Annotated in this window: 19 protein-coding genes and 4 tRNA genes; 3 read left to right on the top strand and 20 right to left on the bottom strand. The window is 61.6% G+C overall.

Annotated elements, in window-relative coordinates; all coding sequences use genetic code 11:
- The first annotated feature begins 12 nt into the window (after positions 1-12).
- Positions 13-381, top strand: a complete 369-nt coding sequence (locus CAF92_RS08345) for an Mpo1-like protein (RefSeq protein WP_085600188.1) — start codon at positions 13-15, stop codon at positions 379-381.
- A 55-nt stretch (positions 382-436) separates the two neighbouring features.
- Here the strand turns inward: CAF92_RS08345 and CAF92_RS08340 are convergent, their stop codons facing one another.
- From CAF92_RS08340 to CAF92_RS08330, 3 genes are all read right to left on the bottom strand, one after another.
- Positions 437-1,234 (bottom strand): acyl-CoA thioesterase II, encoded by a 798-nt coding sequence (locus tag CAF92_RS08340; protein WP_085600186.1) that lies wholly within the window; start codon positions 1,232-1,234, stop codon positions 437-439.
- A gap of 76 nt (positions 1,235-1,310) precedes the next feature.
- On the bottom strand, positions 1,311-2,090 hold the full coding sequence (locus CAF92_RS08335) for a CHAD domain-containing protein (RefSeq protein ID WP_085600184.1): 780 nt from the start codon (positions 2,088-2,090) through the stop codon (positions 1,311-1,313).
- A 17-nt stretch (positions 2,091-2,107) separates the two neighbouring features.
- Positions 2,108-2,386: a hypothetical protein gene (locus tag CAF92_RS08330; RefSeq protein WP_003259403.1), complete on the bottom strand. Its 279-nt coding sequence runs from the start codon at positions 2,384-2,386 to the stop codon at positions 2,108-2,110.
- Between the two features lie 179 nt (positions 2,387-2,565).
- Between CAF92_RS08330 and CAF92_RS08325 the strand changes: the two genes are divergently transcribed.
- Complete coding sequence (locus tag CAF92_RS08325; RefSeq protein WP_085600505.1) at positions 2,566-3,606, top strand: patatin-like phospholipase family protein; 1,041 nt, start codon at positions 2,566-2,568, stop codon at positions 3,604-3,606.
- Between the two features lie 177 nt (positions 3,607-3,783).
- Here the strand turns inward: CAF92_RS08325 and CAF92_RS08320 are convergent, their stop codons facing one another.
- From CAF92_RS08320 to CAF92_RS08270, 11 genes are all read right to left on the bottom strand, one after another.
- A complete protein-coding gene (locus CAF92_RS08320; RefSeq protein ID WP_046616833.1) occupies positions 3,784-5,655 on the bottom strand; it encodes a SurA N-terminal domain-containing protein in 1,872 nt (623 codons plus the stop codon).
- Positions 5,656-5,838: 183 nt separating this feature from the next.
- Complete coding sequence (locus tag CAF92_RS08315) at positions 5,839-6,111, bottom strand: HU family DNA-binding protein (protein ID WP_003259401.1); 273 nt, start codon at positions 6,109-6,111, stop codon at positions 5,839-5,841.
- Positions 6,112-6,263: 152 nt separating this feature from the next.
- Positions 6,264-8,660 carry an endopeptidase La gene (gene lon / locus CAF92_RS08310; protein WP_015269697.1) on the bottom strand — a complete coding sequence of 799 codons (2,397 nt, stop codon included), beginning with the start codon at positions 8,658-8,660 and terminating at the stop codon, positions 6,264-6,266.
- A 163-nt stretch (positions 8,661-8,823) separates the two neighbouring features.
- The gene (gene clpX / locus CAF92_RS08305) at positions 8,824-10,107 is read right to left on the bottom strand and encodes an ATP-dependent Clp protease ATP-binding subunit ClpX (protein WP_025338419.1); all 1,284 of its coding nucleotides are present in this window, start codon (positions 10,105-10,107) and stop codon (positions 8,824-8,826) included.
- Between the two features lie 108 nt (positions 10,108-10,215).
- Complete coding sequence (clpP, locus tag CAF92_RS08300; RefSeq protein WP_003259400.1) at positions 10,216-10,857, bottom strand: ATP-dependent Clp endopeptidase proteolytic subunit ClpP; 642 nt, start codon at positions 10,855-10,857, stop codon at positions 10,216-10,218.
- A gap of 91 nt (positions 10,858-10,948) precedes the next feature.
- The gene (tig, locus tag CAF92_RS08295; RefSeq protein ID WP_085600182.1) at positions 10,949-12,262 is read right to left on the bottom strand and encodes a trigger factor; all 1,314 of its coding nucleotides are present in this window, start codon (positions 12,260-12,262) and stop codon (positions 10,949-10,951) included.
- A gap of 247 nt (positions 12,263-12,509) precedes the next feature.
- Complete coding sequence (locus tag CAF92_RS08290; RefSeq protein ID WP_046616831.1) at positions 12,510-12,809, bottom strand: DUF6388 family protein; 300 nt, start codon at positions 12,807-12,809, stop codon at positions 12,510-12,512.
- Between the two features lie 254 nt (positions 12,810-13,063).
- A tRNA-His gene (locus tag CAF92_RS08285) sits at positions 13,064-13,139 on the bottom strand.
- 44 nt (positions 13,140-13,183) lie between these two features.
- Positions 13,184-13,268 (bottom strand) — tRNA-Leu (locus CAF92_RS08280).
- 52 nt (positions 13,269-13,320) lie between these two features.
- Positions 13,321-13,396: transfer RNA gene (locus CAF92_RS08275), tRNA-His, on the bottom strand.
- Between the two features lie 41 nt (positions 13,397-13,437).
- Positions 13,438-13,514: transfer RNA gene (locus tag CAF92_RS08270), tRNA-Arg, on the bottom strand.
- Positions 13,515-13,785: 271 nt separating this feature from the next.
- Between CAF92_RS08270 and folD the strand changes: the two genes are divergently transcribed.
- Complete coding sequence (gene folD / locus CAF92_RS08265) at positions 13,786-14,640, top strand: bifunctional methylenetetrahydrofolate dehydrogenase/methenyltetrahydrofolate cyclohydrolase FolD (protein ID WP_013971879.1); 855 nt, start codon at positions 13,786-13,788, stop codon at positions 14,638-14,640.
- Between the two features lie 123 nt (positions 14,641-14,763).
- Here folD and CAF92_RS08260 read toward each other — a convergent pair whose 3' ends face one another.
- Genes CAF92_RS08260 through CAF92_RS08235 form a run of 6 tightly spaced genes read right to left on the bottom strand, consistent with a single transcriptional unit; the run spans position 14,764 to position 20,695 of the window.
- The gene (locus CAF92_RS08260; RefSeq protein ID WP_046616830.1) at positions 14,764-16,503 is read right to left on the bottom strand and encodes an ABC transporter substrate-binding protein; all 1,740 of its coding nucleotides are present in this window, start codon (positions 16,501-16,503) and stop codon (positions 14,764-14,766) included.
- A 39-nt stretch (positions 16,504-16,542) separates the two neighbouring features.
- Entirely contained in the window at positions 16,543-16,815 is a 273-nt protein-coding gene (locus CAF92_RS08255) for a DUF2160 domain-containing protein (RefSeq protein WP_013971877.1), read from the bottom strand.
- Positions 16,816-16,827: 12 nt separating this feature from the next.
- Entirely contained in the window at positions 16,828-17,628 is an 801-nt protein-coding gene (locus tag CAF92_RS08250; protein ID WP_013971876.1) for a carbohydrate ABC transporter permease, read from the bottom strand.
- 3 nt (positions 17,629-17,631) lie between these two features.
- Entirely contained in the window at positions 17,632-18,495 is an 864-nt protein-coding gene (locus tag CAF92_RS08245; RefSeq protein ID WP_046616829.1) for a carbohydrate ABC transporter permease, read from the bottom strand.
- Entirely contained in the window at positions 18,492-19,601 is a 1,110-nt protein-coding gene (locus tag CAF92_RS08240) for an ABC transporter ATP-binding protein (protein WP_046616828.1), read from the bottom strand. The genes CAF92_RS08245 and CAF92_RS08240 overlap by 4 nt, the downstream gene beginning before the upstream one ends.
- Positions 19,601-20,695 carry an ABC transporter ATP-binding protein gene (locus CAF92_RS08235; protein ID WP_046616827.1) on the bottom strand — a complete coding sequence of 365 codons (1,095 nt, stop codon included), beginning with the start codon at positions 20,693-20,695 and terminating at the stop codon, positions 19,601-19,603. Before CAF92_RS08235 ends, CAF92_RS08240 begins: the two co-directional genes overlap by 1 nt.
- Between the last annotated feature and the right edge of the window lie 111 nt (positions 20,696-20,806).

Below are 20,806 nucleotides of genomic sequence, written 5' to 3'. Positions count from 1 at the left end.
GAGGAAATGCCCATGAGCAAACGCCTGCCCAACCTGCCCGCCTGGCAATGGCGCGGCTACCACCACAACCACCGCCACCCGGCCAACCTGGTGTTGCACCTGATCGCCGTGCCGTTGTTCATCCTTGGCGCGTTGCTGATTCTGTCCGGCCTGTTCGGCCTGGATCTGGGCCAGATTGCCGTTGGCATCATTGCCTTGATCGCCGGCCTGGGCCTGCAGCGCCAGGGGCATCGCCTGGAAGCCGAGCAACCCGAGCCCTTCGCCAACCGCAAGGATGCCGTGCAACGCCTGCTGACCGAGCAGTTCATCACCTTTCCGCGTTTCTTGCTGAGCGGGGCCTGGTGGAAGGCCTGGCGGGAACGACACAAGCACCGCCATTGATGGTCCAATCACGCGCAATCTTTTGTAGGAGCGGGTGCAGGCCTGCAGGTATCTGCTAGGCAAACACGGTAACCGTCTGCCGGCTCAAGGCCAGCAGTTCGCCCTGCGCCGTCCTCAACTCAGCGGCGGCATGCCCATAACCATCCCGCGCATGTTCGGTTTCCACGCAATAACGGCACCAGTCCAGCGTCGATAGCTGCGCCGTGGGCTGCATGAATTCGATGGTCCAGGTCAACGTGCTGCCGGCAGCCGGCTGCTTGAGAAACGGCATCAGGCTCGGTGGCCAGGCATCGACCAACGCCAGCAGATGCGCCTCGTTGACCGGTTCTTCGGCCACTCCCCGCAAACGTACCCAGCCGCCCATCTGACGCGACTGGTTGCCACTGAACGGCAACCCACCCACCGCCCAGCGCAGGGCCACATGCTGCATGAACTCCGGGGTAACACCTTTGATATGGGGCAGCTCGGGGGCCGCGTCTTCGAGCGCTTTCATTTCCGTGGCCGGCAGCGCCGGCACATCGACCACTGATGGCCGCCCTGCGCCAAAATTGCCCTGCACCAAGGTCACCACCTGGCCGTCTTGAACGGCACGGCCCAGCAAGGTACTGACCGCCTTGCCTTCACGCAGCACCTCCACATCGAAGCGGATTGGTACATCCGCTGCGGCAGGCGCCACAAAGCTGATGGCCAACGAACGCACGGGGCGGTCATCGGAGATTTTCTGACGCATGGCTTCATACACCATGGCAGCCATCAGTCCGCCAAAGGCGGCGCGCCCCTGGGTCCAGCTTGGCGGGACCCTCACAGATTCGGGGTTGGCCCGCACGGCGTCGAGCAGTTGCTTGAAATTCATTGGCCGGCTCCTGCCTGTAGCGAAATGGTCTGTCCATCCTAGCCAGCAAACCTTTGCCGATCAGCCCGCATATCGGTCATTTTTCGGGCTTTCGCCGCGCCAGCGCCTGCTGCAGTGCATCCAGCGTCACATCCGAATGGCGTTCGGCCTCGTGCAATTCTTCCTCCCAGGCGGCCTTGCACAGTGCCAGGTCGGCATGGTCGCGTGCCTGCAGCAGCCATTGCAGACGATCATGCCAGTCACCCAGGTCGCCTTGGGCCTGCTTAAGCAAGCGCCGCAACTGCTTGCCCGCATGGTCGAGCTGCGGATAGGCCTCATCGCCATAGCGCGCACGCTTGATGAGCAGACGCAGGCGGTGGCGATCATGGGCCGGGTCCTGCAGCGCCTTGTGCAACTTGCGCCACTGTTTGACCAGGCGTTTGTCGATACGCTTTTCCAGCGCCTTGACCAGGCCTTCGCGGTCGGCTGCACGCAGGAACAGCGGAAACGCGTCGACAATCGCCAGCACCCGGGTCAGCTGCGGGCTGGCGGCAACACTGGCGAAGGTTCTGTCACGCCCTTCCAGGCGCCGCTGCCCGGCCTCGGCAAAACCACGCCCGATCAGTTCGGCCGCCAGCACTTCACGGTCACGCAACGGCGTGGTGAGGGTACCCAACGACTTGGCGGCGGCCTCCAGTTGCTCTACCCCCGGCAGCCCACGCAGCGGCCGCAGCAGGCTGCGCAGGCGCCGCAGGGTGGTGCGCAGGTCATGCAAGGCCTCGCTGTCGGTATCGGCAGCCAGGCGCTCGCGGCAAGCCAGCAGGCGCACCTGCAAGGCCACTATCTGGGCGACCACATGATCAAGCATGGCAGACATTGAAAGACGCTCCTTGATCAGCGCCCGGCGCGAGATTCACGAATGTAGAAGCGGGCCTTTTCGGCTTTTCTGGTACAGCTTTCATAACCTTCGAACTGCTGCTGGGTCTTGGCCCCGGTCAGTAGCGACAAGGCCTTGGAGTAACTCACGGCACCGGCAAAGCCTTCGGCCTTGGCCAGGTCCAGTTCCTTCCAGGCGGCATCCAGTTGGGTCGCGCAACTCTCGCGGTAGGCCGTCTTGCCCGCGCAGCCAGCGAGGGCCAAGGCAATCAGTGGAAGGCAGATCCAGGCTTTCATCGGTAATACCTCAATGGAAAAAAACAGTGGCTGTTCGACGCCCCGGCAGCTGAAAAGTGCCCCGCCCGGCCAGCTTGGCCCAGCCAGTTTTATTACAGTAGCTCAGCGCGATGCACATTGAAGCACAGGTGGCGATGGGTGCATTGTAGGACCATGGTTGCACTGGCCGGGGAATGTTCATGAGCAAACGCGTGGCACTGGTACTGGGATCGGGTGGAGCCCGGGGTTATGCACACATCGGCGTGATCGAGGAAATCGAGCGCCGCGGCTACGACATCGCCTGCATCGCCGGCTGCTCCATGGGCGCGGTGATCGGCGGCATCTATGCCGCCGGCAAGCTGGAAGACTACCGCAACTGGATCGAGAGCCTCGACTACCTGGATGTGTTGCGTCTGGTCGACGTCAGCTTTCGTCTTGGCGCAATTCGCGGCGACAAGGTGTTCGGGCAGATCCGCAAGATCGTCGGTGAGATCAACATCGAGCAATTGCGCATCCCGTACACGGCGGTTGCAGCCGACCTCACCAACCAGCAGGAAATCTGGTTCCAGGAGGGCTGCCTGCACCAGGCCATGCGCGCGTCGGCAGCCATCCCCAGCCTGTTCACCCCGGTGATGCAAGGCAACCGCATGCTGGTCGATGGCGGCATCCTCAACCCACTGCCGATCGTGCCGGTGGTGTCCAGCCACTGCGACCTGATCATCGCGGTCAATCTCAACGCCACCAACCAGAAGCAGTATCAGTTACCGGTGATCGAACGCCCGGCGGCATTCAAGATGCGTTTCGATGCGCTGCTCAGTTCGCTGGGCTCGCGCTTGCCGTTCCGGCGCAAGCCGGCCGAGGAGCTGATCCGCATCGAGCAGGAAATCGTCGCCGAAGGGCTGGCGCAGCCGAACCCGTGGCTGGCCGATGCCGCCGCCCCGGAAGGCCAGCAACCGGCGGCGGCTCCGGAGCGCGAAGGCGCGCCGAAGTCGGCGACCGGCTCGTTCATCATCGACAATGTGGGGCCCGCTTCACTGCTGGACCTGATCAACCAGAGCTTCGAGGTCATGCAGACCTCGCTGGCGCAGTACAAGATCGCCGGCTATCCGCCGGATGTACTGATCAACGTGCCCAAACGGGTGTGCCGGTTTTTCGAGTTCTACAAGGCGCCGGAGCTGATTGCCCTGGGGCGCGAGATTGCGCGGGATACGCTGGATAACCATGAAGGGGTGAAACGCTAGGCCTTGTGCTGCTGGTGCCGGCCTCTTCGCGGGTAAACCCGCTCCCACAGGTTCAGCACAGTACTTGAAACCTGTGTTGGACCTGTGGGAGCGGGTTTACCCGCGAAGAGGCCGGCACAGACAACAGAAACGAAACAGGCCGCTCAAGGCGGCCTGTTCGTTCATGCATCCATCACCTTAGTAACGGGTGATGTCCGCCTTGGCTTCCAGCTGTTTGCGGTATGCCGCGAAGTCTTGCTGGCCAGCACGCGACGCGAGGTAGCGGCGGATTTGCTGCTTCTCTTCGTCGGTGGCAGTAGCGCCTTCGTTGACACCCTTGAGCTGCAGTACCACCAGGCTACCGTCACGCAGCACGACGCTGCCATAAACCGGCTTGTCCTTGGCTTGCGGCTTGCCCAGGCGGAACAGCGCCTGCAGCTCGGCCGGGTCGATACCGTCCTCGCCACGGGTAACTGCTTCATAGGCCTTCCAGCCCTGCCCTTCATGCACGCCGCCCGCTGCAATGGAACCGTCACGCAGGCCGGCAATCAGCTTGTCCGCCTTGGCCTTGAGCTCGGCAGTTGCCTTTTCTTTGGCCAGGTGTTCACGGATGTTCCCGGCCACGGCTTCCAGCGGCAGTTGCTCAGGCTTGCGGTGCTCCTTGACGCGCAGCACCACGGTGGTTTCCGGGTCGAGCTCGATGGCGGTGCTGTTGGCACCCTCCTCCAGCACTTCTTCGGAGAATGCAGCCTGCACGACCGAACGGTTGGCAGTGATGCCTTCACCACCCTCGCGGCCGAAGGCTGCGGAGGTTTGCACCTTCAGGTTCAGGTCCTGCGCCGGCTGGGCCAGGTCGGAGGCCTCGTAGGCGGCATCCTGCAGCTGTTTGCTGGCATCGACGTAACGCTGCTCGACCAACGGAATCTTCAGGTCACGGGTCAGCTTGTCCTTCAGGCTGGCGAAGCTCGGCACCTCCGGCGCCTGTACGCCCAGCAGCTTGATCAGGTGGTAGCCGAACTCGGTGCGCACCGGCGCCGAGACCTGGCCATCCTGCAGCTTGTACAGCGCATCTTCGAACGCCGGGTCGTAAACGCCCGGGCCGGCGAAGCCAAGGTCACCGCCGCTATTGGCCGAACCCGGGTCCTGGGAGAACTCCTTGGCCAGCGCGGCAAAGTCTTCACCCTTGGCCAGACGCTGCTCGATCTCGTCGGCGCGGGCCTTGGCCTGGGCGTCGGTGACCTTGTCGTTGACCTCGATGAGGATGTGCGCGGCATGGCGCTGCTCGGCGAGGTTGGCGATTTCCTTCTCGTACTGTGCCTTGAGCTCTTCGTCGGTCACCTTGACCTGATCGAAGAACGCCGACTTCTTCAGCTCGATGTAGTCGATCACCACCTGGTCTGGCGACATGAACTCCTTGGCGTGCTGGTCGTAGTGCGCCTTGACCTCTTCATCGCTGACCTTGACCGCGGCCGGGTCGGCCTTGAAGGTCAGGGAGGCGAAGTCACGGGTCTGCTTCTCGAGGCGGGCGAAGGCATCGACCTGCTGGTCGGTGACGAAGCTGCTGCCGGCCAGGCCGGTGCGCAGCTGGCCGATGAGCATTTCCTCGGCGAGCATGTCGCGGAACTGCATGCGGCCATAGCCCATCTGGCGAATGACCTGGTCGAAACGATCAGCACTGAACTTGCCGTCCACCTGGAATTCCGGCGTCTGCAGGATCACCTGATCCAGCGCGGCCTCGGAGAAGGCGAATTTGGCATCTTCGGCGCCTTGCAACAGCAGCTTGCGGCTGATCAGGCCCTTCAGTGCCTCTTCGCGCAGCAATTTGTCGTCCAGCAGTGCCGGGTCGAAATCCTTGCCCAACTGTTGCATCAGCTGACGGCGCTGCATGTCGGCCGCCTGGCTCAGCTCGTTCTGGCTGATGGTCTGGCCGTTCACCTTGGCAGCGTCCTGGCTATGGGTGGCGGCCTGGAAAATGGCTTCGAAGCCGGTCAACGCCATCAACACGACGATTAGGCCGATGATGGTCTTGGCAATCCAACCTTGTGAATTGTCCCTGATATTTTGCAGCATGCGTCCCCCAGAAACGGCTGTACCACTGCGTCGACAACCGCGGAGCGTGGGTAGAAACCTGATAAAAGAAAGGCGCATCCGAGGATGCGCCTTTTCTTAGCAAACGTGTCAGGCGGGAACGTTTGCGCCCCGCCATCACCGTGCTCGGACCTGGCCAGGCCAGGTCCGGCTGAAAGAGACGACTTAGTTGACGGCGTCTTTCAGGCCTTTGCCAGCCTTGAAGCCTGGAACCTTGGCGGCAGCGATCTTGATCGCGTTACCGGTTTGCGGGTTGCGGCCGGTGCGCTCTGCACGCTCCTTGACCGAGAAGGTACCGAAGCCAACCAGTACCACATCGTCACCTTGCTTCAGGGCGCCGGTGACGGATTCGATGACTGCGTCCAGCGCACGGCCGGCTACAGCTTTCGGGATGTCAGCAGATGCGGCGATAGCGTCAATCAGTTCCGACTTGTTCACTCTAAGTCCCCTTATTTCTCTATTGAGTTTGTTTCTAAGTATGTAATGAAAAGCTTATGAAACGTGCGCTGGGTGGCCTGATGACAATAGCGTGCCGCTTTATAGCAAGGCCCCGAAAAAACTGTCAAGGAAAGCCCCCCAGCCAAAAACTACTAGTGCGTGCTAATTCTTTCCTTAGCATCGCCGTCGCGCTTTTCATCTTTCGCGACAATCTCCGGAGCCACATCTGGCAAGGGCTCCGGGGCGTATTGCAGCGCAATTTGCAGGACTTCGTCAATCCATTTGACCGGTTTGATCTGCAGATCCTGTTTGATATTTTCCGGAATCTCCTTCAGATCGCGAACATTCTCCTCGGGAATGATCACCGTCTTGATCCCGCCACGGTGTGCCGCCAGCAGTTTTTCCTTCAACCCGCCAATGGCCAGCACCTGGCCACGCAGGGTGATTTCGCCGGTCATGGCCACATCGGCACGTACCGGAATCTGCGTCAGTGCCGACACCAGCGCGGTGCACATGCCGATACCGGCACTTGGGCCGTCCTTCGGCGTGGCGCCTTCCGGCATGTGGATATGCACGTCGTGCTTCTCGTGGAAGTCGGCGGCGATACCCAGGCTGCGGGCACGGCTGCGCACCACGGTCTGCGCGGCGGTGATCGACTCGACCATGACATCGCCCAGCGAGCCGGTCTTGATCAGCTGACCCTTGCCGGGAATGACCACCGCTTCGATGGTCAGCAGTTCGCCGCCCACCTGGGTCCAGGCCAGGCCGGTTACCTGGCCGATCTGGTCCTGCTGCTCGGCCAGCCCGTAGCGGAACTTGCGCACGCCCAGCAGGTGCTCCAGCTGCTCGCTGGCCACCTTGACCTTGACCTGCTTCTGCCCGGTATGTTCCTTGACCACTTTACGGCAGACTTTGGCGATTTGCCGCTCCAGGCCACGGACACCGGCTTCACGGGTGTAGAAGCGGATGATGTCGCGGATCGCCGAGACGTCCACTTCCAGCTCGTCCTTCTTCAAACCGTTGGCCTTGACCTGCTTGGGCACCAGGTACTTGACCGCGATGTTGATCTTCTCGTCCTCGGTGTAGCCCGGCAGGCGGATGACTTCCATCCGGTCGAGCAGCGCCGGCGGGATGTTCATCGAGTTCGAGGTGCACAGGAACATCACGTCCGAGAGGTCGTAATCGACCTCCAGATAGTGGTCGTTGAAGTTGTGGTTCTGCTCCGGGTCGAGCACTTCGAGCAGCGCCGAGGCCGGGTCGCCACGCATATCGCTGCCCATCTTGTCGATTTCGTCCAGCAGGAACAGCGGGTTGCGCACCCCCACCTTGGTCATCTTCTGGATCAGGCGGCCAGGCATGGAACCGATGTAGGTACGGCGGTGACCACGGATCTCGGCCTCGTCACGCACACCACCCAAGGCCATGCGCACGAACTTGCGGTTGGTGGCAGCAGCGATCGACTCGGCCAGCGAGGTCTTGCCGACGCCAGGCGGGCCGACCAGGCACAGTACCGGGCCGCGGATCTTCTTGACGCGCTTTTGCACGGCAAGGTACTCGAGGATGCGTTCCTTGACCTCTTCCAGGCCGTAGTGGTCGGCATCGAGGATTTCCTCGGCCTTGGCCAGGTCCAGCCGCACCTTGCTCTGGGCCTTCCACGGCACCTGCACCAGCCAGTCGAGGTAGGACCGGACCACGGTGGCCTCGGCCGACATCGGCGACATCTGCTTGAGCTTGTTCAGCTCTGCCTGGGCCTTGGCCAGTGCGTCCTTGGGCAGGCCAGCGGCCTCGATGCGCTTTTTCAGCTCTTCGACTTCGTTGTGGCCTTCGTCGCCATCGCCGAGTTCTTTCTGAATGGCCTTCATCTGCTCATTCAGGTAGTACTCGCGCTGGCTGCGTTCCATCTGCTTCTTGACCCGACCACGAATGCGCTTTTCGACTTGCAGCAGGTCGATTTCGGCATCCAGCAGCGCCAGTACGTGCTCGACGCGGGTCGGCAGGTCGACGATTTCGAGAATTTCCTGTTTCTGCTCGATCTTCAGGGCCATGTGTGCGGCCATGGTATCGACCAGGCGCCCTGGCTCTTCGATGCTGTTCAGCGACGACAGCACTTCGGCAGGGACTTTCTTGCCCAGCTGCACGTACTGCTCGAACTGCGACAACAGCGTGCGCACGAACACTTCCGACTCGCGCTCGGCGGCGTCGACTTCGTCAATCAGGGAAACTTCGGCACGGATGTGCCCTTCTACTTCGCTGAAACGCTCCACGGCGCCGCGCTGCTCGCCCTCGACCAGCACCTTGACGGTGCCATCGGGCAGTTTCAGCAATTGCAGTACGGTGGCAACGGTACCGACGCGGTACAGGGCGTCTTCGCCCGGGTCATCGTCAGCCGGGTTTTTCTGGGCCAGCAGGAGGATCTGCTTTTCGCCCGTCATCGCCGCCTCAAGGGCTTCGATGGACTTTTCACGCCCCACGAACAGCGGGATGACCATGTGCGGGTAAACAACGACATCGCGCAATGGCAAAAGAGGCAAGTCGAGGGTGGTCTTCATGATTTCGCCTCTACAGCGGCCTTATGGCCGGAAACCGGTGGAAATGATGCTTGGACCTAATGTGGGGGCACGCTTGGGAAATTACAAGCGCTAGCGCAGGAAAAGCAGAAAGGGGCCCGTAGGCCCCTTCTTGCTTGCAACCGTCAACCGGCCCGTGCCTTGATCAGGCGTCCGGCGCGGCCTTGGCTTGCGGCTCGCTGTTCTCGTAGATCATCAGCGGCTGCGAGGTACCATCGATGACGCTCTCGTCGATCACCACCTTGCTGACATCCTTCTTCGAAGGAATCTCGTACATGGTATCGAGCAGCACGCCTTCGAGGATCGAACGCAGGCCACGGGCGCCGGTCTTGCGCTCCAGGGCCTTGCGCGCCACGGCCTTGAGCGCATCGCTGCGGAACTCGAGGTCGACGCTTTCCATCTCGAACAGCTTGGCATACTGCTTGGTCAGGGCGTTCTTCGGCTCGGTGAGGATCTGCATCAGCGCAGCCTCGTCCAACTCGTCGAGGGTTGCCAGTACCGGCAGACGGCCGACGAACTCCGGGATCAGGCCAAACTTGACCAGATCGTCCGGCTCGACCTCACGCAGGGACTCGCCAACCTTCTTGCCCTCTTCCTTGCTGCGTACTTCGGCGCCAAAACCGATGCCACCCTTGGTGGAGCGGTTCTGGATGACCTTTTCCAGGCCCGAGAAGGCGCCACCGCAGATGAACAGGATATTGCGGGTATCGACCTGCAGGAATTCCTGTTGCGGGTGCTTGCGGCCGCCTTGCGGCGGAACCGAGGCCACGGTGCCTTCGATCAGCTTCAGCAGTGCCTGCTGCACGCCCTCGCCCGAGACGTCACGGGTGATGGACGGGTTGTCCGACTTTCGCGAAATCTTGTCGATCTCGTCGATGTAGACAATGCCCATCTGGGCCTTTTCCACGTCGTAGTCGCACTTCTGCAACAGCTTCTGGATGATGTTCTCGACGTCCTCACCCACGTAACCGGCCTCGGTCAGGGTGGTGGCGTCAGCAATGGTGAACGGTACGTTCAACAGGCGTGCAAGGGTTTCGGCGAGCAGAGTCTTGCCCGAGCCGGTCGGCCCGATGAGCAGGATGTTGCTCTTGCCGAGTTCGACTTCGTCACCCTTCTTGTCACGCTGGTTCAGGCGCTTGTAGTGGTTGTATACCGCTACGGCAAGCACCTTCTTCGCGCGTTCCTGACCAATGACGTACTGGTCCAGGATACCGCTGATTTCTTTCGGCGAAGGCAATTTGTGCGCGCTGCTCTCGGCCTGGGCTTCCTGCACCTCCTCACGGATGATGTCGTTGCACAGGTCGACGCACTCGTCGCAGATAAATACCGAGGGCCCGGCAATCAGTTTGCGCACTTCGTGCTGGCTTTTGCCGCAGAAGGAGCAATAAAGCAATTTGCCGCTGTCCTCGCCGTTACGGGTGTCAGTCATTCGATCGATCCAATCCGGTAGGCTTGCAACACAAGATGAAGGCAATTGCGGGCTTTTTCAAGTCCGCAGGTAGGCGCTTTCCGCGCCTACCTGCTCTGGCACCCCGGTTCAGGAGGCCAGTTGCCGCTTGTCGTAGACCGAGTCGATCAGGCCGTACTCGGCCGCGCGCGAGGCGCTCATGAAGTTGTCACGTTCGGTGTCGCGCTTGATGGTCTCGAGATCCTGGCCGGTGTGGTAGGCCAGCAGCTCGTTCAGGCGGGCCTTGATATTGAGGATCTCCTGGGCGTGGATCTCGATATCGGTGGCCTGACCCTGGAAGCCGCCCAGCGGCTGGTGGATCATCACGCGAGAATTCGGCAGGCAGTGACGCTTGCCCTTGGCACCTGCAGCCAGCAGGAAGGCGCCCATGCTGCAGGCCTGGCCGATGCAGATGGTCGAGACGTCCGGCTTGATGAACTGCATGGTGTCGTAGATCGACATGCCGGCGGTGACAGAACCGCCCGGCGAGTTGATGTACAGATGGATATCCTTGTCCGGGTTTTCCGCTTCAAGGAACAGCAGTTGCGCGACGACGAGGTTGGCCATGTAGTCCTCTACCGGGCCAACCAGGAAGATCACACGCTCCTTCAACAGGCGCGAGTAGATGTCGTAAGCGCGTTCGCCACGGGCGGACTGCTCGATAACCATCGGGACCAGGCCGCCTGCGGCCTGGATGTCAGAGCTCTGCTGAATATAAGAATTGCGGGACATGTCCTGCGCTCACTCCCAAATAGTCATGGCTTGAATACGCACAAGCCAGCTCGAAGGCTGGCTTGTGGGGGTTTCCTACGAGAGAAGCCTGTTACTCAGCGGCGGCTGGAGCCTGTGCTGGTTTAACGGCATCTTCGTACGAGACCGACTTGTCGGTCACAGTCGCTTTCTGCAGAACAGTATCTACAACTTGTTCTTCCAGCACAACCGAACGGACTTCGTTCAGTTGCTGGTCGTTCTTGTAGTACCAGGCGATGACCTGCTCAGGCTCTTGGTAAGCCGAAGCCATTTCTTCGATCATTTCGCGAACCTTGCCTTCGTCCGGCTTCAGCTCGAACTGCTTGACCACTTCGGCCACGATCAGGCCCAGGACCACACGGCGCTTGGCTTGCTCTTCGAACAGCTCGGCTGGCAGCTGCTCAGGCTTGATGTTGCCGCCGAACTGCTGAACGGCCTGCACGCGCAGACGGTTGACTTCGTTTTCCAGCAGGGCTTTCGGCACTTCGATCGGGTTGGCGGCCAGCAGACCGTCCATGACCTGGTTCTTCACCTTGGCCTTGATGGCCTGGCGCAGTTCACGCTCCATGTTCTTGCGAACTTCGGTGCGGAAGCCTTCCAGGGTCGATTCCTTGATGCCGAACTGGGCGAAGAACTCTTCGTTCAGCTCTGGCAGCACTGGAGCGGCAACGCTGTTGACGGTGATGGTGAACTCGGCGGCTTTACCAGCCAGGTCCAGGTTCTGGTAGTCCTCAGGGAAGGTCACGTTGACAACGCGCTCTTCGCCAGCCTTGGCACCAACCAGGCCGTCTTCGAAGCCCGGGATCATGCGGCCGGAACCCAGCACCAGCTGGGTGCCCTTGGCCGAACCACCGGCGAACACTTCACCGTCGACCTTGCCGACGAAGTCGATGTTGACCTGGTCGTCCTTCTGCGCGGCGCGCTCGACGGCCTCGAAGCGGGTGTTCTGCTTGCGCAGCACTTCCAGCATGTTGTCCAGGTCGGCATCAGCCACTTCGGCGCTCAGGCGCTCGACGCTGATCGACTCGAGGCCGCCAACAGTGAACTCCGGGAACACTTCGAAGATGGCGACGAATTCCAGGTCCTTGCCCTTTTCGAAGGACTTTGGCTCTACCGCAGGAGCACCAGCCGGGTTCAGCTTCTGCTCGACGATGGCTTCGTAGAAGGAAGCCTGGACCAGGTCACCGAAAGCCTCTTGGCGAGCATCGGCTTCGAAACGCTGACGGATCACGCTCATCGGCACTTTGCCTGGGCGGAAGCCGGCAACCTTGGCGCGCTTGGCAGTCTGTTGCAGACGCTTGTTGACTTCGTTCTCGACGCGCTCGGCCGGAACGGCGATGGTCATGCGGCGCTCGAGAGCGGAAGTGTTTTCAACAGAAACTTGCATGGATATTCCTCGTTGCACAGACGTTAGCCGGCGTTTGCCCGACTCCAGAATCAAGGGCAAGCATTCTAGTGAGTCGCGCAGCAGAAGTCACCCCACTCGGGACGACGGGAAACCACGCCGGTCGATTAACTTTCACGGCCCGCACGACATGACGCCGAGCCTGCTTCAATGGGGGCCGCACGACGCCCGGGGCGACCTGCAGCCGAAATACCTTGTCAAACAACTACCACAAACGAATTCGATGCCTTTATTCAGGATCGATTTCGTTGAACTGGCAGTACTCCTCCCACTCCATCCCCAGCGCCTCGGCTACCTCGCGGTGCGTCTCCAGGCGCATGGCCTGCAGCTGCTCGGGGGTTTCGGCGATCAGCTGCAGGGCCAGCTCCCAAGGCTGGATACCCTGTTCCTCGGCCGCATCCTCGAAAGCCCACTCGATCTGCTGGGCCTGCTCGCGCGCATCCAGCTCACGGACCTCTTCGAGCAGCTGCGGGTTGGCCTCGGCAAAGCGCTGTAGCGCCAGGGCCTGACGGGCTTCTTTTGCGATCATCGGGCTGTTCCTCTGCCGGCCAGATGGGCCGGTGTTTCAAACGGCTGAAATCTAACAGCTTTTATTGGGGTGTCACCAAAGGATTGCAAGTGGCGAGATGCGATTTGACAGGGAGGTGGTTCGCCATGACATTTTCAGCGAGTTCGCCATGACGCTTTCAGCGCCTGCGAGAACACCCAAGACATGCACACCACAGCCACCCCGAAAAACAAAAAAGGCGCCTGATCTCACGATCAAGGCGCCTTCGAAGAATATGGGGTGGACGATGGGAATCGAACCCACGACAACTGGAATCACAATCCAGCGCTCTACCAACTGAGCTACGCCCACCATATTGCAGTCTTGCGATGTTGCGGTACAGCCTTACAGAAGCATGGTGCGGACGAAGAGACTCGAACTCTTACAGCTTGCGCCGCTGGAACCTAAATCCAGTGTGTCTACCAATTTCACCACGTCCGCGTAACGCTTAAAACAAAGGCGCCAGATGCTATCGAGGCGCCTTTGAAGAATATGGGGTGGACGATGGGAATCGAACCCACGACAACTGGAATCACAATCCAGCGCTCTACCAACTGAGCTACGCCCACCATATTGCATTACAGCCTACTTGCTTGCCAAAGCTGCCTAATGGCGCACCCGGCAGGACTCGAACCTGCGACCATCCGCTTAGAAGGCGGATGCTCTATCCAGCTGAGCTACGGGCGCTTAAGCTTGAAGCCTAACCGAACGAGACCTTAACAGATAACTGCTAAACCACTCATTCTGCCCGACTTAGCCAACCAGTGCTAGGCTGTGCCCGACAAGTGCGGCGAATCTTATAGGCGGGCCTGAAAGTCGTCAACACCTTTCTCAAAAAAATTTAAATTATTTAAGGGCTTAGGGGATTTGCCCGACCACCCGCCTTTGCCCTTGGCCCATGTCGTGCGAGAATGCGCCCTCTTTAATTGTTTCCTTCTCGATGGTTAATCACGCGTCTATGACTGCACACCTAATCGATGGCAAGGCGATCGCCGCCAGCCTGCGCCAGCAGATCGCTCAACGTGTCGTGGAGCGTCGCCAGCAAGGCCTGCGTACGCCGGGCCTGGCGGTGATCCTGGTCGGCACCGACCCCGCCTCCCAAGTCTATGTCTCGCACAAGCGCAAGGACTGCGAAGAGGTCGGCTTCATTTCGCAGGCGTTCGACCTGCCCAGCGAAACCACGCAGCAGGCCCTGACCGAGCTGATCGACCGCCTCAATGACGACCCGGCCGTCGACGGTATCCTGCTGCAGTTGCCGCTGCCGGCGCACCTGGACGCCTCGCTGCTGCTCGAGCGCATCCGCCCGGACAAGGACGTGGACGGCTTCCACCCGTACAACATCGGCCGCCTGGCCCAGCGCATCCCGCTGCTGCGCCCGTGCACGCCGAAGGGCATCATGACCCTGCTGGAAAGCACCGGCCAGGACCTGTACGGCATGAACGCGGTCATCGTCGGCGCGTCCAACATCGTTGGCCGCCCAATGGCCATGGAGCTGCTGCTGGCCGGCTGCACCGTGACCGTCTGCCACCGCTTCACCAAGGACCTCGCCGGCCATGTCGGCCGCGCCGACCTGGTGGTAGTGGCCGCAGGCAAGCCGGGCCTGGTCAAGGGTGAGTGGATCAAGGAAGGTGCCATCGTCATTGACGTGGGCATCAACCGCCAGGAAGACGGCAAGCTGGTCGGCGACGTGGTCTACGAGACCGCCCTGCCGCGCGCCGGCTGGATCACGCCGGTGCCGGGCGGCGTCGGGCCGATGACCCGCGCATGCCTGCTGGAGAACACGCTGTATGCGGCGGAAGAGCTGCACAAGTAATACCGCGTGATATGAAAACGGCACCTCTGGCAGGTGCCGTTTTTTTTGGCTGAAGTTTCTTGATGGCTGCACCGTCTTCTTCGCGGGTTTACCCGCGAAGAAGCCGGCGCGGAGCTCAGCCGATCACTTCCTGGCCGCCTCCCACGACTTCAGCAGTTCGTTGTAGCTGACCGTCTCGCCCTTGGGCTTTTCGTTGGCGAGTTTCGGTTTCGGCGCCCCTGGCTGGTCGAACCAGTACTGGGCGTCCTTCTCCGGGTTCAGCTTCGGTGCGCAGGTGGCCTGGGCGTTGGACCGCTGCAAGCGCTCCATCATCCGGTCCTGGTCGCGAGCCAGGCCGTCCAGCGCTTCCTGCGGGGTCTTTTCTCCACTGGCCACTTCGGCGATGTGGCTCCACCACAACTGTGCCAACCGCGGGTAATCCGGAACGTTGGTGCCGGTCGGCGTCCACTGCACCCGCGCCGGGCTGCGATAGAACTCCACCAACCCGCCCAGCTTGGGCGCCAGCTCGGTCATGGCCTGGGAGTTGATGTCCGATTCGCGAATCGGCGTGAGGCCGACGATGGTCTTTTTCAGCGACACGGTCTTGGATGTGACGAACTGAGCATACAGCCACGCAGCCAGGCGTTGCTTCTCGGGGGTGGACTTGAAGAAGGTCCACGAACCGGTGTCCTGGTAGCCCAGCTTCATACCCTCCTCCCAGTACGGCCCCTTCGGCGAAGGCGCCATGCGCCACTTCGGCGTGCCGTCGGCATTCACCACCGGTAAACCGGGCTTGGTCATGTCGGCGGTAAACGCGGTGTACCAGAAGATCTGCTGGGCGATATTGCCCTGGGCCGGCACCGGGCCGGCTTCGGAAAATGTCATGCCCTGGGCTTCCTTGGGCGCATAGGCACGCATCCAGTCCACGTACTTCTGCGTGGCATACACGGCGGCCGGACCGTTGGTGTCGCCACCACGGGTCACGCTGGACCCCACCGGGTGGCAGTCCTCCACGCGAATGCCCCATTCGTCCACTGGCAACCCATTGGGCAAACCTTTGTCGCCGCCACCCGCCATGGAGAACCAGGCATCGGTGAAGCGCCAGCCCAGCGACGGGTCTTTCTTGCCGTAGTCCATATGGCCATAGACGCGTTTGCCGTCGATTTCCTTGACGTCTTCGGTGAAGAATTTGGCAATGTCCTCGTAGGCCGACCAATTCACCGGTACGCCAAGCTCGTAGCCGTACTTTTCCTTGAACCTGGCCTTCAGTTCGGGCCGCTCGAACCAGTCGGCACGGAACCAGTAGAGGTTGGCGAACTGCTGGTCAGGCAGTTGGTAGACCTTGCCATCCGGGGCAGTGGTGAAGGAAATGCCGATGAAGTCCTTCAGGTCCAGGGTCGGCGAGGTGTAGTCCTTGCCTTCGTTGGCCATCAGGTCGGTGATCGATTCCACCTTGCCGTAGCGAAAGTGCGTACCGATCAGGTCGGAGTCGTTGACCCAGCCGTCATAGATGTTCTTGTCCGACTGCATCTGTGTCTGCAGCTTTTCCACCACATCGCCTTCCTGCAGCAGGTCGTGGGTCAGCTGGATACCGGTGATTTCGCTGAAGGCCTTGGCCAGCACCTTGGATTCGTATTCATGGGTGGTGATGGTTTCCGACACCACGTTGATCTTCATGCCACGGAACGGCTCGGCAGCCTTGATGAACCACTTCAACTCGGCCAGCTGCTGTTCAGGGGTAAGGGTTGACGGCTTGAACTCACTGCCGAGCCACTTCCTTGCCGCATCCTCGTACTGGTCGGCCCAGGCTGTGCCCTGCACGCTGGCCAGCACCAGCAACGCGGCCAGGGTCAAATGTCGCCTGTTGTACTTGTTGTCGAACATTGTGATCTCCCGTTTCAGTTATCCCACAGGGCCGCTCGCTCAGCCCCAGCGCAGCACCACCACCAGCCACGCCAGCGACAGCAGCGAGGCCACCCACAAAGGCCACTCGCTGACGCCAACCACCAGCAAATGCAGGTAGGCGCTGGCCAGCAGGCCGATGAACAAGCGGTCGCCACGGCTGGTGACCAGCGGCAGGAAGCCGCGTCGCTCCACGCAGGGGCGGCGCAGTTCGAGCAGAGTCATGCCCAGCAGCAGCACGCCAACGGCGGCGAAGAACAACGCCGTCGGCAAGGTCCAGGCCATCCACTCCATGCCATGCCCTCCTCAAACCCGGCCCAGGGCGAAGCCCTTGGCCACATGGTTGCGCACGAACCAGATCACCAGCATGCCCGGCAAGATGGTCAGTACCCCTGCAGCCGCCAACACGCCCCAATCGATGCCCGAGGCCGACACGGTACGGGTCATCACCGCGGCGATCGGTTTGGCATTCACCGAAGTCAGGGTGCGCGCCAGCAGCAGTTCGACCCAGGAGAACATGAAACAGAAAAATGCCGTCACGCCGATGCCGGAGCCAATCAGCGGGATGAAGATCTTCACGAAGAAGCGCGGGAAGCTGTAGCCGTCGATGTAGGCTGTTTCGTCGATTTCCTTCGGCACACCAGACATGAACCCCTCGAGGATCCACACCGCCAGCGGCACGTTGAACAGGCAGTGCGCCAGGGCTACGGCAATATGGGTATCGAACAGGCCGATCGACGAATACAGCTGGAAGAACGGCAGCAGGAACACCGCAGGTGGCGCCATGCGGTTGGTCAGCAGCCAGAAGAACAGGTGCCGGTCACCGAGGAAGCGGTAGCGCGAGAAGGCATATGCCGCAGGCAGCGCCACCAGCAGCGAAATCAACGTGTTCAGGCACACGTAATACAGCGAATTGATGTAGCCGCTGTACCAGCTGGCATCGGTGAAGATCACCCGGTAGTTGTCGAGGGTGAACGCCTGTGGCCACAGGGTCAGGCCGCCGAGGATCTCGGTGTTGCTCTTGAACGACATGTTCAGCAGCCAGTAGATCGGCACCAGCAGGAAGAAGAAGTACAGCAGCAGGGCCAGCGATTTGCGCGTGCTCATGGCCTAGTCCTTGTCGGCATGGGTCATGGCTGTATAGAACAGCCACGAAACCAGCAGGATGATCAGGAAGTACACCAGCGAGAACGCCGCCGCCGGGCCCAGGTCGAACTGCCCCACGGCCATGCGCGTGAGCGTCTGGCTGAGGAAGGTGGTGGCGTTGCCGGGCCCGCCACCGGTCAGCACGAAGGGCTCGGTGTAGATCATGAAGCTGTCCATGAAGCGCAGCATCACCGCAATCAGCAGTACGTTCTTCAGCTTGGGCAACTGGATATGACGGAACACCGCCCAGCCCGAGGCGCGATCGATGCGCGCAGCCTGGTAGTACACATCGGGAATGGCGCGCAGCCCCGAATAACAGAGCAACGCCACCAGCGATGTCCAGTGCCATACGTCCATCACCAGCACGGTCAGCCAAGCATCGAACGGGTCGCCGGCGTAGTTGTAGCTGATGCCGAGCTTGGCCAGGGTGGCGCCGAGCAGGCCGATGTCGGCGCGGCCGAAAATCTGCCAGATTGTGCCGACCACGTTCCAGGGGATCAGCAGCGGGATGGCCATGACGATCAGGCACACCGAGGCCATGCGCCCCTTGGTCGGCATGGTCAGGGCAATGGCGATGCCCAGCGGGATCTCGATCAGCAGCACGCAGGCGGAATAGATGAACTGGCGCAGCAGCGCATCATGCAGCGCCGGGTCGCGCAGCACCTGGCGGTACCAGTCGGCGCCGACGAAGTAGCGGTTGGACTGGTCGAAAATGTCCTGCACCGAATAGTTGACCACCGTCATCATCGGCACCACCGCACTGAATGCCACCAGCAGGAACACCGGCAGCACCAGCCACCAGGCCTTGTTGTTCGGCACCTTGTTCATGGCCCGGCCTCCAGCAGCACATCGTCGAGGTACAGCATCAGCCACTGCGCCGGCAGGCTGACCCAGGCCTGGGCCACCGGCAGCGGGCGGTCCTCGCCCAGGCGCGCCTTGAGCGCGACACCGCCCAGTTCGAGGGTGACGATGCGGTAGGTGCCCAGGTCCTCGACATCCAGCACCTGCGCCGGGTAGGCGTCATCGAACGGGCTGTCCCACAGCTGCACGAATTCCGGGCGGATGCCTACCTGAAGGCGACCACCGCCAGTGGCCGCCAGGCGCTCTCGCAGGTGCTCCCGCAGTTGCCCGGGCAGCACCAGGTGAATATCGCCGAATACCACCCCGTCCGCGTCGGCGCGTACGTCGATCAGGTTCATCCCCGGGCTACCGATGAAGTAACCGACGAAGGTATGCCGCGGCCGCTCGAACAGTTCGCGCGGGGTACCGAACTGGACGATGCGCCCGCCGTGCATCACCGCGATCTTGTCGGCGAACGTCGAGGCCTCCAGCTGGTCGTGGGTGACGTAGATCATGGTGATGTTGAACTGCTCGTGGATCTGCTTGAGCTTGCGCCGCAGCTTCCACTTCAGGTGCGGGTCGATCACCGTCAGCGGCTCGTCGAACAGGATCGCTGACACGTCATCACGCACCAGGCCACGGCCCATGGAGACCTTCTGCTTTTCGTCGGCACTGAGGTTGCGCGCCTTCTTGCGCAGCACGGCCGAAAGGTCGAGCACCTCGGCAATCTCCTCCACCCGGGCCTGCACCCGGGCATCGTCCAGCCCCTGGTTGCGCAAGGGAAACGCCAGGTTGTCGAACACCGTCATGGTGTCGTAAACCACCGGGAACTGGAACACCTGGGCGATATTGCGCGCCTGCGGTGAAAGCTGGTTGACCGGCTTGCCGTCGAACAGCACCTCGCCGTGGGACGGTGTCAGCAGCCCGGAAATGATGTTGAGCAAGGTCGACTTGCCGCAGCCCGACGGCCCGAGCAAGGCGTAGGCCCCGCCCTGCTCCCACACATGCTCCAGCGCGTGCAGGGCATACTCCGCCTCGCTGGCGGGCTGGCGGCTGTAGCTGTGCGCCAGTTGGCGCAGGCGGATCTCGGCCATCATCCTCTCCTTGCCTGGCGCAGCCCCGGGGCCTGCACCAGCGCCCCGGCGCTGTCGAACACGAACAACTTGTGGGTGGGGATGAACACGCGGATCGGTGTGTCCACCTGGTATTCGTGCACCCCTGGCAGGTGCAGGATCATGCGCCAGTGTTCGTTGCGCACATGCAGGAAGGTCTCTGAACCACTGATCTCGGCCAGCTCCACCAGCACAGACAATTCCAGGTCGTCGTCGTGTGCCGGCACCAGGCTGATGTGGCTGGGCCGCACGCCAAAGCGGTAGTCACCTTCGGCAAGCGGCTGCAAGTCGGCATTACGGGCAAAGTGCACGGCCTGGGCCAGGCTCACATCGTTGCCGCTGATACGGCCAGGCACCAGGTTGATCGGTGGCTCGGAAAACAGCTCGGCGGCCAGCACGCTGCCCGGGCGCTGGTAGACCTCGGCGGTAGGCCCGCTCTGGACGATACGGCCCTCATGCACCAGGGTGGTGGTGCCGCCCAGAGCCAGAGCCTCGTTGGGCTCGGTGGTGGCATACACGGCAATGCAGTGGCGCGCCGCGAACAGTTCGCGCAGCTCCTGGCGCAGGCCCTCGCGCAGCTTGTAGTCGAGGTTGACCAGTGGCTCGTCGAACAGGATCAGCGAGGCATCCTTGACCAGCGCCCGGGCCATTGCCGTGCGTTGTTGCTGGCCACCGGACAGCTCCAGCGGCAGGCGCTGCAAATAGGCTTCGATGCGCAGCATTTCGGCGGTTTCCTGCACTCGTCGGCGAATCTGGGGCTCGTCCATGCGTGCCTGACGCAGCGGCGACGCAATGTTCTCGTACACGCTGAGGTTCGGGTAGTTGATGAACTGCTGATACACCATCGAAACATTGCGCTGGCGCACCGGCACGCCAGTCACGTCCTGGCCATCCATCAGCACCCGCCCACGGTCCGGGCGATCGAGCCCGGCCATCAGGCGCATCAGGCTGGTCTTGCCAGCCAGGGTGCGGCCCAGCAGCACGTTGAACGAGCCGGGTTCGAAACGCAGCGAGGCATCGACGATCCAGGCCTGGTTGTCGACACTGCGACTGACCTGTTCCAGCACCAGGGACATGGCGTGGCCTTCTTGTGGTTTTTGTGTGCTGGGCACAGCCAGTTTCGTGCCAGTTGCGCCGCGACCGTCTGGCCCGGGGCCTGGCCGGCAACACTGGCCAATCGCAGGTTC

It is taken from the genome of Pseudomonas sp. B10(2017) (assembly GCF_002113295.1).
GTDB lineage: Bacteria > Pseudomonadota > Gammaproteobacteria > Pseudomonadales > Pseudomonadaceae > Aquipseudomonas > Aquipseudomonas pudica.
Note: the sequence above shows the minus strand (reverse complement) of the source record. Positions and strands in the feature narration are given on the sequence as shown.

Excerpts from the sequence above, each read along its gene's own strand:
- CAF92_RS08325 (WP_085600505.1), top strand. The coding sequence starts at position 2,566 with ATGAGCAAACGCGTGGCACTGGTACTGGGATCGGGTGGAGCCCGGGGT.
- lon (WP_015269697.1), bottom strand. The coding sequence starts at position 8,660 with ATGAAGACCACCCTCGACTTGCCTCTTTTGCCATTGCGCGATGTCGTT.
- CAF92_RS08290 (WP_046616831.1), bottom strand. The coding sequence starts at position 12,809 with ATGATCGCAAAAGAAGCCCGTCAGGCCCTGGCGCTACAGCGCTTTGCC.
- clpP (WP_003259400.1), bottom strand. The coding sequence starts at position 10,857 with ATGTCCCGCAATTCTTATATTCAGCAGAGCTCTGACATCCAGGCCGCA.
- CAF92_RS08260 (WP_046616830.1), bottom strand. The coding sequence starts at position 16,503 with ATGTTCGACAACAAGTACAACAGGCGACATTTGACCCTGGCCGCGTTG.
- CAF92_RS08335 (WP_085600184.1), bottom strand. The coding sequence starts at position 2,090 with ATGTCTGCCATGCTTGATCATGTGGTCGCCCAGATAGTGGCCTTGCAG.
- CAF92_RS08320 (WP_046616833.1), bottom strand. The coding sequence starts at position 5,655 with ATGCTGCAAAATATCAGGGACAATTCACAAGGTTGGATTGCCAAGACC.
- CAF92_RS08330 (WP_003259403.1), bottom strand. The coding sequence starts at position 2,386 with ATGAAAGCCTGGATCTGCCTTCCACTGATTGCCTTGGCCCTCGCTGGC.
- CAF92_RS08240 (WP_046616828.1), bottom strand. The coding sequence starts at position 19,601 with ATGGCCGAGATCCGCCTGCGCCAACTGGCGCACAGCTACAGCCGCCAG.
- tig (WP_085600182.1), bottom strand. The coding sequence starts at position 12,262 with ATGCAAGTTTCTGTTGAAAACACTTCCGCTCTCGAGCGCCGCATGACC.
- folD (WP_013971879.1), top strand. The coding sequence starts at position 13,786 with ATGACTGCACACCTAATCGATGGCAAGGCGATCGCCGCCAGCCTGCGC.
- clpX (WP_025338419.1), bottom strand. The coding sequence starts at position 10,107 with ATGACTGACACCCGTAACGGCGAGGACAGCGGCAAATTGCTTTATTGC.
- CAF92_RS08245 (WP_046616829.1), bottom strand. The coding sequence starts at position 18,495 with ATGAACAAGGTGCCGAACAACAAGGCCTGGTGGCTGGTGCTGCCGGTG.
- CAF92_RS08345 (WP_085600188.1), top strand. The coding sequence starts at position 13 with ATGAGCAAACGCCTGCCCAACCTGCCCGCCTGGCAATGGCGCGGCTAC.
- CAF92_RS08250 (WP_013971876.1), bottom strand. The coding sequence starts at position 17,628 with ATGAGCACGCGCAAATCGCTGGCCCTGCTGCTGTACTTCTTCTTCCTG.
- CAF92_RS08340 (WP_085600186.1), bottom strand. The coding sequence starts at position 1,234 with ATGAATTTCAAGCAACTGCTCGACGCCGTGCGGGCCAACCCCGAATCT.
- CAF92_RS08255 (WP_013971877.1), bottom strand. The coding sequence starts at position 16,815 with ATGGAGTGGATGGCCTGGACCTTGCCGACGGCGTTGTTCTTCGCCGCC.
- CAF92_RS08235 (WP_046616827.1), bottom strand. The coding sequence starts at position 20,695 with ATGTCCCTGGTGCTGGAACAGGTCAGTCGCAGTGTCGACAACCAGGCC.